Raw genomic sequence first — 12,146 nt, forward strand, 5'->3', positions numbered from 1 at the left:
CAGCCTAAAAGGAAAACACCATATTACCTTGGAAGATTGTGTGACGGTACGTCCATATGCCCAAATCTGGTCGGGGGGGTACAGTGAGAATTGGCAAAGGCTCCGAAATTGGTGAACGATGCCGAATCTCTATTGCTAATTCTTTGGAAATTGGAGAAAAAGTACTCCTTTCTCCAAACGTGTACATAACCGATTGTGATCATGAGTACCGTGACGTAGATGTTCCAGTGATTGATCAAGGAATTGTACAAAGAGGACAGAAAGTATCCATTGGAGAAGGTTCTTACATTGGAATCAATGCAGTGATTGTAGGCAATGTGAGGATTGGCAGACATTGCGTGGTTGGAGCCAATTCGGTGGTTACTAAAGACGTACCAGATTATTGTGTGGCAGTTGGGAGTCCGGCAAAAGTGATTAAGAACATGAAGAATTGATGTAGCGAGGAATATATAAATGAAAGCAGGATTAGTAAGCATTGTCTTACCAATATACAATGTGGAAAAGTATCTTGATAGATGCATTGAGAGCGTTATAAATCAGACATACAGAAACCTAGAAATCCTTCTTGTAGATGATGGGTCACCGGATGATTGCCCTCAAAAATGCGAAGAGTGGGCTAAGAAAGATGGCCGAATAAAAGTTATCCATAAGGCTAATGCAGGACTTGGATATGCCCGTAATACGGGAATAGAAAATGCTTCTGGAGAATACATTTGCTTTTTTGATAGCGACGATTATATTGATCCAAGTACAATAGAAAAGGCATATAATACCGCACAGAAAAACAATAGTGATATGGTTTTGTTTGGCCACTACGATGTTAATGCACAAGGAAAAATCGTCAGAACGTATATACCTACAATAGATAAAGAAAGCTATGTGAGCTCTGAGGTTCAAGAAGTGCTTTTACCTGATTTGGTTTCTGATAATCCTGCAACAGGGAAGAGTACGAATTTATGGTTAAGCGCATGTTTTTGTATGTATTCTATGAAGTTGATATTAGAAAGCAACTGGAGATTTACTTCGGAACGGGACATTATATCTGAGGATGTATATTCATTGTTGCGATTGTACAGAAATGTAGAAAAAGTTACTATAATTCCAGAGGCATTCTATTACTATTGTGAGAATAGTACGTCATTGACACATACGTATAAGGCAGATCGATTCAATAGAATAAAGAGATTCTATAATGCCTGCATAGATGCATGTGATGAACTAAATTATAACGATGAGGTAAAAAAACGCTTTTCGGGTCCATTTATTTCTAATACAATTGCTGCAATGAAAATGATTATTCAAGCGGATATGAGTAATGATAAAAAGAAATCGGCGTTCAAAGCTATATGTAAGGATGAACAACTTCATAAAATAATAAATAGCGTGGAAGTCAAAAAAGAAAAATTTACACGAAGATTGTTGATTTGGTTTTTAAAGGCCCGATTATATAGTGTTTGCGAACTGTTGGTTAGATTAAAAGCATAGAGGGGTTTAAGCGTAAATGAAAAGTAGATTAACAGTTAAAAAAACACATTTGCTATGTGCCATAACGCTTTTACTTACCCTATTTTCTGGACAAAGTTCAAAATTGTTTGGAATATCAGGTGGAGTAGCATATCAATTGTTGTATTACTCTAAATATATATCAGCTTTGTTTCTAGTGGCGTATGCATTATCACGCCCAAGAAAGGTTTCCGATTATGAAGTAAAAAGACTTCTGACAATTCTTTTGCCTCTTGTAGTGTTGATGATAGTGGTAGAATGCTTTGCTGTATTTACAAGTCCTGTGCCGGCAATGTATGGCATAAGATATTGGACTAGATCTTTAGCAGCGTTCTTGGATCGATTTTGCATTTATGCAGTTGTTATTGGAATATGGGAACTGTGTGGAGATGAAGCGATAGAGTGTATTACAAATACTTTTATCGTGGATGAAATTCTTATTTTTATAAGTGCTATTTTTCATGTAGGAGTTGCTGGAATCGTTGAGAGCTTTTTAGGTGCTTTTGCATTTAGTGAGGGTGCATCAAATTATTTTGAAGTTCATGAACTGACTTTTGCCATAGGACTGTGCATTATATATTATTTGTTTTTTGCCGAGAGAAAAAAACATAACACAGGGAAATTAGTCTTTCTTGTTATTTCATTCATTTTGGGATCAAAAAGAATAGGTATGGCAGGCATTGCGGCGGCGGGATTGTTTTCCTTGTTTGTACATAAAAAAGGACTGTCTCGTCGTAAATTGCTTACAATTGGAATAGTTGGTGTTTTGGTCTGCTATGGATATTTGTTTATAGTATATAATAATGAATTCTTTGCAATACTGAATGAACATGGCATCAACAATATGGGACGAGATTTGATTTATGCATATTTTGTCCGAAGAACTAAACTCTCACCAACACAAATGGGATGGGGAATGGCAGGCGTTGCAAAAGTTGTGGAAAATATGGATAGAAGCGAAGTTATGTATATGGCAGCGGTGCGAGGCGTTCATAATGACATCCTTAAAATATATATCAATTTTGGATTTGTTGGTTCTTTGATTTGGTATGCTCTTAATTTGATCTATTTTCCGGTTAAATTTATGAATGAATATGGGAAAAAAGCCGCTACAATATATATGGCGTTGATTCTATATCTGTTTATTACCTATTTAACAGATAATACAGAAAGTTACTTTGTTTGCCAAGTGGCTTTGTTATTGATACCGATAACCGAATATTTGAAAGAAAAAAATAGGAGTGTCTATTGTGAAAATTAAGGAAGCAATAAAAAAACTAATTTACCCTAATAAGTACTGTTCTGAGGCTTATGTTAACTTCCTTCGTCGGGGGGGGGCAAAGATAGGAGAAGGAACAATCTTCTATAATCCAATGAATACTGTTGTTGATGAAACTAGCCTTCCATTTATTGAAATTGGAAAGAATTGTAGAATTACAGCAGAAGTTATTATCTTAGCACATGACTATAGTTATGCAGTTTTACGTCCGGAATATCATTGTATGCCAAGAAAGGCTGGAGTTACAAAAGTCGGTGATAATGTTTTTGTTGGGATGAAGTCCATTATTTTGATGGGAAGTCAAATTGGAAATAATGTTATTATCGGGGCAGGTGCTGTTGTATCAGGAAATATTCCTGACAATGTAGTTGTTGCAGGAAATCCGGCTAAAGTTGTTTGTACGTTGGATGATTATTATGAACGTCAGATAAAACGACTTGATAGTTATGCGAAAATATATTATAAGCGGACCAAGTCATATTTGCAAAGAGAACTAACGGAAAATGATATGAATTGGTATAACCAGCTATGGAAATTTGAAGGAAAGGATCAAATCTATGCTGGAATCAAAGTGGATGGAGATAACATTTCAGAAATTATCAGCGATTTAAAGAATGTTAAGCCTATTTATGAAAGCTTTGATGATTTTAAGAGGAGCATAGATACTTAAAGGAACTTCGATGGAGAATAAATTCAAATACTTATTTAAAAATATTGGCGTTTTGATGATAGCAAACTTTTCGTCAAAAATACTGGTATTTTTACTTGTACCTTTATATACAAGCGTTCTTTCTACTACTGAATATGGTTCGTATGATTTAGCAGTTTCAACGGCTACGCTTCTTTTCCCAATCTTAACTTTAAATATCGTTGATGCGGTAATGCGGTTCTCTATGGATTGTGCAGTCAATAAAAAAACGATTGCAACAATAGGAATGAAGTTTATTTCTATTAGCGCAATTCTTTTTGGAATATGCATGTGGATATTGAAGCGTATAAATCTATTGCCCGGGATCAGTGGCTTAGAAATATACATATTCCTGTATTATGTTTCATATGCCGTTAACCAACTCTTGATCCAATTTTCAAAAGGGTTGGAACGCGTTAAAGACATGGGAATAGCAGGGGTAGTTGGAACCTTTGTGACGATAATAACCAATATTCTATTCTTGTTGGTTTTAAAGTGGGGATTAATTGGATTCTTTTTCTCAAATATTCTGGCTCAACTAATTTCGGCTATTTATTTAGCAATTCGTATTAAAGTGTGGAAGTACATTGATGTAACAGAAATTGATAAAAAAACTCAACACGAGATGCTAATGTACTCGGTTCCTTTGATTGCAACTGCTGTTGGATGGTGGATTAATAGCGCAGCTGATAAATATGTAGTTGCTTTTATGTTAGGGGTGGCCTCAAATGGACTGTTGTCTGTGTCATATAAAATTCCACAGATTATAAATACCCTGCAAGGAATATTTACACAGGCGTGGCAGATATCTGCTGTTAAGGAATATGGCGAAGAGGATACCTCGAAATTTTATGGGAATACATTTTCATCAATTAATTTGCTAATGTGTGCGGCGTGTTCTTTTTTGATTATTCTGTCAAAACCATTGGCTCATATATTATACGCAAAAGAATTTTATGTTGCCTGGCAGTACGTTCCTTTTCTACTGCTAAGTTCTGTGCTTAATTGTGCTTCTGGTTTGTTAGGACCGATATTGGCAGCAAAGAAAGATTCAAAAGCGATGATGTGGTCCGCTATAATCGGTGCTGCCACAAATATTGTAATGAACATCATTTTGGTTTATTTGATGGGGATTCAAGGAGCTACAATTGCAACAGTGATTTGCTCGTATATTATATATGCGGTAAGAAAAAGGGCTGTAGGTAAAGATATTTGGATTAAAGATTATTTTATAATTATAGTAACGTGGATGCTATTATTTGTTCAGGCGTTTGTGGAAAGCTATTTGTCTATTGTCCCTATTGAAATTACAATAATGGCAATCCTGATTGTTATTAATGTAAAAGAGTTAAAAAGAATTTTCTTTAAAATAAAGCATGTGTTTATTCACTAAGGGGGAGTTAGTTATGAGGAAACTAAAACAGATATGGCATAAAATAAAAGCGATTCCATTTATTGGCGACAACTATGAAAAATTGGTTGGACAAAAAAAGATAGAAAGAAAAATGCAGCATCAACAGGAAGAAATACAAAATAATGGTGTTAAGTATTTGAACTTAGTTGAAAACACAATGAACACGTCTGGTGGACTGTACTATGCATACGCTGGGACATTACTTGGAATTGTAAGAGATAAAAAACTCATCAAATGGGATTTAGATATTGATTTTGCAGTGGTCATTACAGAAGATTTCTCATGGAGTGATTTACAAAAGGTAATGGCAAAGTCGGGTTTTAGAAAAATAAGAGAATTCGTATTTGAAGGTCTTGTTACTGAGCAGACTTATCAAGTAGATAAGCTGACAATAGATTTCTTTGGTCAGTTCTATGATGGAAATAAGATGATCCAGTATTCGTATGATAAATTGGATGGAGTTAAGTATTCTTCAAATTCAGAGTATAGTGTTTATCTTGTAACACTTCCGAGGGTAGATAAAACAAAGTATATTGAGGCCGATGGAGTAAAAGTATCTGTTCCTTATAATGCTGAAGAAATATTAGCATCTATCTATAATGATGATTGGAGAATTCCTAATCCGAACTGGAAATCCAACAGTGGAAAATGCAGTACTTTACTAAAGGATAAAATTGCGTATCAAGTTGTAGAATAATCGCATTTGTGCTACGCATATTGTAGTGGAATATATAATGTTTCTGGTATGAGGAGGAGTTTTAAATGTCAACTATTGCTATATTAACTGCTGGTGGAACAGGAACTAGAACGCATCAAGACTTGCCTAAACAGTTCTTGACGGTGGAGAACAAGCCAATCATTATTTATACGCTTGAAGCGTTTCAACAGCATCCTAGTATTGATGAAATCTATGTGTCCTGCTTGGAAGGATGGAGTGCGGTGCTTGAAGCCTATGCAAAGCAATTTAATATTACAAAGCTAAAAAGGATTGTTACTGGCGGTGCGACGGGACAAGAGTCAATTTATAATGGCTTAAAGGCAATAAAAGAAGACAATACATCGACAAAAGATATTGTTGTTGTTGTACATGACGGAAACAGGCCGATGCTTCCACAAGATGTAATAACGGATAACTTAGTAAAACAGAAACGTTATGGATCTGCTGTTACGGTTATTCCGACAACAGAGGTTGTATTTGTGTCTAAGGATGGCATTGAGTCTAATGCTGCACTTAATAGAGATGAGTTATGGAGAACACAAACACCTCATTCGTATAGGTTTGATGAATTATGGGAAGTTCATAATAAAGCAATTGTGGATGGAGTAACCAATATGGCTGCATCATGCTCTTTGATGCAAAAGTATGGCTACACAACATATTTCTCAAAAGGGTCGGAAAAAAATATAAAAATAACTACGATTGAAGATATTGAGATTTTTAAAGCATTGCTAAATGCAAAAAACGATGACTGGATTAAAAAATAAGGCAAATGATGAGATTATTAGATTCTAAGAAGTATATTCATGATTTAAAAAAAGCAGTAGACAGAAATAATTTAAGTATGTTACATGGTAAAACATTTTTTGTTACAGGTGGATTAGGGCTAATTTGTTCTACAGTAATAGATGTCCTTTTAACCTGTGGTAAAACAGGTAAAATATATGTTGGAGCAAGAAACATCGAGCAATTTAAAGATAGATTTGGAAACTTGGATAATGTTGACTATGTTGCTTATGATGCATTACAAAAACCAAATTTGGAAATAGCCCCAGATTATATTATCTGTGGGGCTGGATTGGCTAGCCCCGAGCTGTATACGCAAAAACCAGTTGAAACTATTTTATCTAATTTTGATGGATTGCATAATTTGCTGGAATTTGCAAAACAGAACAGTGTAGAGAGATTACTCTATATATCTTCGAGTGAAGTTTATGGTAAAAAGGATACAAGCGAGTCTTTTATAGAAGGAGTGTACGGAAAGGTAGATATTGATAACATCAGGTCTTCTTACCCAATAGCGAAAAGGGCATCTGAGTTACTATGTAAGGCTTACTGTACTGAATATAATGTGAACTCCGTGATTGCTAGACCTGGTCATATTTACGGTCCTTCTGCCAAAAGAAATGATAAGCGAATTTCTTCGGATTTTGCATATAAAGCAGCAAATGGAGAAAATCTTGTGATGAAAAGTGATGGTTCACAGAAAAGGTCTTATTGCTATTCCATAGATTGTGCAATTCAAATTTTAACAGTTCTTCAAGCTGGAAAGTGTGGGGAGGCTTATAATATAGGACATGACGAAGTAACCACAATAAGGAAAATGGCCGAGATTACTGCAAAGGCTGGACAGGTGAAATTATTAATGGAACTCCCTTCTGATATAGAAGAAAAATCCTTTAACCCAATGAATAATTCGGCACTGGATAATAGCAAAATCAAAAAATTGGGTTATAGAGACACATTTACAGTTGAAGAAGGATTGACACATACAGTGGAAATACTGAAAGAATTATATTGCAGTAAGTGAATTTGGTTTTTTACAAGAGAAGAAATTGAGGTAATTAAAAGTGGGTAAGTATTTTGGAACAGACGGCTTCCGTGGAGAAGCCGGAATTACATTAACTTCTGATCATGCTTATAAAGTGGGGCGTTTCTTAGGTTGGTACTATAACGCATTGCGTGAGCGCAATGGTGACAGCAATCCTGCCCGTATTGTCATCGGCAAGGATACTCGTCGTAGCTCGTACATGTTTGAATACAGCCTGGTTGCTGGCTTGACTGCTTCTGGTGCAGATGCCTATCTGCTGCATGTCACCACGACGCCCTCTGTGGCCTACATCGCCCGCGTGGATGACTTTGACTGCGGCATCATGATCTCGGCCAGCCACAACCCGTTCTACGACAACGGCATCAAGCTCATCGACTGCTACGGCGAGAAGATGCCCGAAGAGACCCTGCTGCTGGTGGAGGATTACATCGATGGCAAGCTCAATGTGTTCGATAAGGACTGGCCAGAACTGCCTTTTGCTCATCGTGAGCATATCGGCTGTACTGTGGATTACATCTCTGGCCGTAACCGTTACATGGGCTACCTGATCTCTCTGGGTATCTACTCTTTCAAGGGCGTCAAGGTTGGTCTGGACTGCGCCAACGGTAGTTCCTGGAATATCGCCAAGTCTGTGTTCGATGCCCTCGGAGCAGATACCTACGTCATCAATAACCATCCGAATGGTCTGAACATCAACAATAATGCTGGCTCCACTCATATCGAGGGCCTCCAAAAGTTTGTTGTGGAGAAGGGCTTGGATGTCGGTTTTGCATACGATGGCGATGCCGACCGCTGCTTGTGCGTGGATGAGAAAGGCAATGTCATCACTGGCGACCATATCCTTTACATTTACGGTTGCTACATGAAGGAGCGCGGCAAGCTGCTGACTAACACTGTGGTCACGACCGTTATGTCCAATTTTGGTCTGTACAAAGCGTTCGATGAACAGGGCATCGGCTATGCCAAGACCGCTGTGGGCGATAAGTATGTCTACGAGTACATGGCAAAGAACGGCTGCCGTATCGGTGGTGAGCAGAGCGGCCATATCATCTTCTCCAAGTATGCAAGCACTGGCGATGGCATTCTGACCAGTCTGAAGATGATGGAAGTCATGCTGGCGAAGAAGAAGCCGATGAGCGAACTGGCAGCACCGTTGAAGATTTATCCGCAGGTGCTTGAGAATGTCCGTGTGACCGATAAGAAGGCTGCACAGAATGACCATGCCGTGCAGGAAGCCGTGTCTAAAGTTGCTGAGGCACTGGGCGATACTGGCCGTATTCTGGTTCGTGAATCCGGCACTGAGCCAGTCGTGCGTGTTATGGTGGAAGCACCTGACCACGACACCTGCCAGAAGTATGTTGACGAAGTGGTCAACGTGATTTGCGAAAAGGGATATAAGGCGTAAAGTCAAGGACGACTCTGGGCAGTAATCCAGAGCCGTTTTGCATAATAGAGGGAAAGTAAAACAAAGAAGAGAGGGATAAACCTATGTGTGGAATTGTTGGTTTTACAGGAAACCGACAGGCAGCACCGATCCTACTGGATGGACTGTCTAAACTGGAATATAGAGGATATACGTAAAAAAGATTTTGGACAGTTCAAATTGCTGTGTGATAGATGGAGGTATTTATAAATTGTAAATTTGCCAGAAATACCAACTTGAGTTACGAAAATAACTATTTGAACACGAAAAATGAAGCAATAATGTTATGTAAAAGGAATGAAATCAAAAGTGAAGAGAAAAAAAGTATACTTCATAACAGTTGTTGTTGGATTTGCTATATGCATGGTCGGAGTTATATTTGGAAGCCGATTGGTATTTCAGCGAACCTGCGAAAGAAGAACTACTCCATGGTCAGATTTAGGTACTGCAGACGATGATGAATATAGAATTCTCATAGATGCATATAAAAAAAAATCAATCAAATGAAACTGTTATGATACAAGCATTTGATAATACAAAACTGATAGGTCATTATTATGAAAGAGAAAAAGGTGCGCCTTTAATTGTGTTTTTTCATGGATTGTGGGGGCACAGTTATTTGGATGGCGTGCCAATATATAGAATTACACAAAAACACAATTGGAATCTTCTACTATGTGACTTACGCGCACAGGGAGATAGTGAAGGGGAATTCTCAACATTAGGAGTGCTAGAAAAATATGATTGTCTTGATTGGGTAGAATGGGCACAAAATCGCTTTGGAGATAAAAATCCTATTTTTCTTATGGGAGTTTCAATGGGAGCATCAATTGTGATGATGAGCAGTGATTTGGAGTTGCCTGATTCAGTATATGGAATTATTGATGACTGTGGTTTTACATCTACATTGGACGTGATAAAGCAGAATAATAACAAGCAAATATCAAAATACATACCCAAAAATCTAGTTCCTACTATGCTTAATGTAGGAACAAAGATTTGGGGGAGTTTTGATTTATCAGACGCAGATGCGTGTAAGGCTTTAGCACATACCGATATTCCTCTTTTAATCATTCACGGTGACGAAGATATGAAGGCACCTTTATCTATGGCTTATAAACTATACGATAGTTGTAATGGTGAAAAGCAGTTATATATAGTTCATGGGGCAGATCATACAGAAAATTATAGAAAAGACCCGGGAGGATATGAGAAAATTGTAACAAAGTTTATTGAAGAAAGGCTCCGACAAAAAAAGTGCCAGACCCCTGGGACTAAACCGTAAACGTAAAATGAACAAAATATGTCGTTCGTTCTTTTTGGTGTTCTCTATGCTTCTCGTTGCAACAATTTCCATGGTAATGTTGCGGCTCGAATGAACAGCATCAATGCAAACAAAGATACATTTAAAATGTATACAGATATGTTTTTGACAGAATATATTATTTTAGCAATCCATCTGAATAGCCAAGGTGCTTTATCGGATATGGTACTGAATAAGGTTAAGGAAAATGCCAATTTGATGGTATGATAGATATTGCTCGTAGACCCGCAGAGTGATATACTTTAGTTATTATAATTGGAAAGAGGTTTGTATCCTATGCCCAGAACAAAAGGTAGCAAGAATAAGCCCAAAACTGTGACTGCTGATTTCGCAACGCAGATTGCAGAAAAGCAGTCCGCAAAGGAAGCGCTCACAGCGGAAATCGCATCTATCACCGCAAACATTGACACTTTGAAGGCTGACCTGAAAGTGAAGAAGACTGCTCTGAAGAAGGCCGAAAAAGAAGTGGCAATGCTGGAAACGAAGAAGGCAAAGGCAGACGCCAAAGCTGCAGAAGAAGCAAAAAAGACAGAAGCGGAGTCCGTTCTGAAAAAGCTGCTGGCCGAAGGCATGAGTGCCGATGAAATCCTCGCAAAACTGAAATAAAACAAGAACCCACAAAATGCCGTGTGTGGAACACAGACTCCTCCGGGAGCTGAAGCGCACACGGTATTTTTTGAAGGCTACAATATAGTTTGTAACGAAAATAAAAGAAATGGAGCGTGAAAAAAATGAATTTATCAAAAATACATCATATTGCAATCATCGTATCTGACTACGAAACTGCAAAGGATTTCTATGTGAACAAGCTGGGATTCTCTGTCATCAGAGAAAACTATCGCCCAGAGCGTAAAGACTGGAAGCTGGATCTGCGTGTTAACGAAAACACAGAGCTGGAGATTTTTGCTGAGGAAAATCCTCCGAAGCGTGTGAACCGCCCAGAGGCCTGCGGTCTGCGTCACCTTGCATTCTGCGTAGACAGTGTGGAGCAGACGGTGAGGGAGCTGGCGGAGGTAGGAATTGAATGTGAGCCAATTCGTGTGGATGATTACACTGGCAAGAAGATGACATTCTTCCACGACCCGGATGGACTGCCGCTGGAACTGCACGAATAATTATGGGAGAGAAAAGAGCATATAAAGCCAGAAAGCCTGGCGGCGGCCGGAAAAAGTTAAAGTCGGAATACGATGCCGGGAAGAATCTGAAAGATCAGATGGATGCGGCTGTGGCGCTCTATGAGGAGGACTGCTCCCTCCAATCCATCGCCGATGTGCTAAACCTAAACCCAATCAAAGTGAGAAAGCTGCTCATCACAGCCGGTGTGTATGAATCAGAAGTGGCGGAGAAGGTACAGGACACGTTTGAGAGGTATCGAAAAACGCAGGACTATAAAACTTCCATTCTCTCAACGGCAACAGTCCTTGACCTATCCAAAGCCTCCGTCACATCGTACCTGCCTTATGAAAAAGGCGTGTACTTTCCAAACACAGCAGATAAAGAGAAAATCAGCGTAGGAGCAGAGCGGCAGAGGAGATACAGAGCGGTAAGAAAACTGAGAACCGAGCCGACAGAAGAGCATCTGTGGGAGGTGGTTCTTCTTTATGCAGGTGTGCGTTTCAAAACGTACTCAGGTTTACCTTTTACCTATGAAATACGAAAAGGCCGGAATGGGCAATACACAAAAGAGCTTTGGATCGACCGCAGGGAGAACAGTAAAAGCCTGGTCTGGAGTTCGGTATTGCTGGCACTGAACAATACAAAAGAGGTGGGAGCAGTGGTGGACCGCCCGAAAGCTCTGGGTGACATCCGAGGTGTGACTTATATTTATGGAATGTTCTATCGGTTTGGACTGATCGATGCGTCGGATGAAGCGAAAGAAAAGATGAAGAAAGCTTTTAATAAATCGTCCTGATACGGATGTGTCAAGGTTACCCGTGCATGAACAACACAATGTTAAAATAGCAAT

General features: G+C 38.7%; 14 protein-coding genes and 1 pseudogene. All 15 read left to right on the top strand.

Features of this window, described 5'->3' with window-relative positions; all coding sequences use genetic code 11:
- Positions 1-56: 56 nt before the first annotated feature.
- The 15 genes and pseudogenes from OGM67_13860 to OGM67_13930 all read left to right on the top strand — a co-directional run bounded on the left by OGM67_13860 (position 57) and on the right by OGM67_13930 (position 12,092).
- Positions 57-434 carry an acyltransferase gene (locus tag OGM67_13860; GenBank protein UYJ34624.1) on the top strand — a complete coding sequence of 126 codons (378 nt, stop codon included), beginning with the start codon at positions 57-59 and terminating at the stop codon, positions 432-434.
- Between the two features lie 19 nt (positions 435-453).
- The gene (locus OGM67_13865) at positions 454-1,485 is read left to right on the top strand and encodes a glycosyltransferase (protein UYJ34625.1); all 1,032 of its coding nucleotides are present in this window, start codon (positions 454-456) and stop codon (positions 1,483-1,485) included.
- Positions 1,486-1,501: 16 nt separating this feature from the next.
- Positions 1,502-2,764, top strand: a complete 1,263-nt coding sequence (locus OGM67_13870; GenBank protein ID UYJ34626.1) for an O-antigen ligase family protein — start codon at positions 1,502-1,504, stop codon at positions 2,762-2,764.
- 241 nt (positions 2,765-3,005) lie between these two features.
- Positions 3,006-3,176: pseudogene (locus OGM67_13875) on the top strand (acyltransferase).
- A gap of 286 nt (positions 3,177-3,462) precedes the next feature.
- On the top strand, positions 3,463-4,863 hold the full coding sequence (locus OGM67_13880; GenBank protein ID UYJ34627.1) for an oligosaccharide flippase family protein: 1,401 nt from the start codon (positions 3,463-3,465) through the stop codon (positions 4,861-4,863).
- A gap of 13 nt (positions 4,864-4,876) precedes the next feature.
- Positions 4,877-5,581 (top strand): LicD family protein, encoded by a 705-nt coding sequence (locus tag OGM67_13885; protein ID UYJ34628.1) that lies wholly within the window; start codon positions 4,877-4,879, stop codon positions 5,579-5,581.
- A 65-nt stretch (positions 5,582-5,646) separates the two neighbouring features.
- Positions 5,647-6,369, top strand: a complete 723-nt coding sequence (locus OGM67_13890; GenBank protein UYJ34629.1) for a 2-C-methyl-D-erythritol 4-phosphate cytidylyltransferase — start codon at positions 5,647-5,649, stop codon at positions 6,367-6,369.
- 5 nt (positions 6,370-6,374) lie between these two features.
- Positions 6,375-7,412: an NAD-dependent epimerase/dehydratase family protein gene (locus tag OGM67_13895; GenBank protein ID UYJ34630.1), complete on the top strand. Its 1,038-nt coding sequence runs from the start codon at positions 6,375-6,377 to the stop codon at positions 7,410-7,412.
- 40 nt (positions 7,413-7,452) lie between these two features.
- Entirely contained in the window at positions 7,453-8,838 is a 1,386-nt protein-coding gene (gene glmM, locus OGM67_13900; protein UYJ34631.1) for a phosphoglucosamine mutase, read from the top strand.
- A 315-nt stretch (positions 8,839-9,153) separates the two neighbouring features.
- Positions 9,154-9,363 carry a hypothetical protein gene (locus OGM67_13905; protein UYJ34632.1) on the top strand — a complete coding sequence of 70 codons (210 nt, stop codon included), beginning with the start codon at positions 9,154-9,156 and terminating at the stop codon, positions 9,361-9,363.
- Positions 9,364-9,370: 7 nt separating this feature from the next.
- On the top strand, positions 9,371-10,141 hold the full coding sequence (locus OGM67_13910) for an alpha/beta hydrolase (protein ID UYJ34633.1): 771 nt from the start codon (positions 9,371-9,373) through the stop codon (positions 10,139-10,141).
- 90 nt (positions 10,142-10,231) lie between these two features.
- The gene (locus tag OGM67_13915; protein UYJ34634.1) at positions 10,232-10,387 is read left to right on the top strand and encodes a hypothetical protein; all 156 of its coding nucleotides are present in this window, start codon (positions 10,232-10,234) and stop codon (positions 10,385-10,387) included.
- 69 nt (positions 10,388-10,456) lie between these two features.
- Complete coding sequence (locus OGM67_13920; protein ID UYJ34635.1) at positions 10,457-10,786, top strand: hypothetical protein; 330 nt, start codon at positions 10,457-10,459, stop codon at positions 10,784-10,786.
- Positions 10,787-10,911: 125 nt separating this feature from the next.
- Positions 10,912-11,295: a VOC family protein gene (locus OGM67_13925; protein UYJ34636.1), complete on the top strand. Its 384-nt coding sequence runs from the start codon at positions 10,912-10,914 to the stop codon at positions 11,293-11,295.
- A gap of 2 nt (positions 11,296-11,297) precedes the next feature.
- Positions 11,298-12,092: a hypothetical protein gene (locus OGM67_13930; protein ID UYJ34637.1), complete on the top strand. Its 795-nt coding sequence runs from the start codon at positions 11,298-11,300 to the stop codon at positions 12,090-12,092.
- Positions 12,093-12,146: the final 54 nt, after the last annotated feature.

The sequence above is a fragment of the Oscillospiraceae bacterium genome (genome assembly GCA_025757985.1).
In the GTDB taxonomy this organism is placed as follows: Bacteria; Bacillota; Clostridia; order Oscillospirales; family Ruminococcaceae; genus Gemmiger.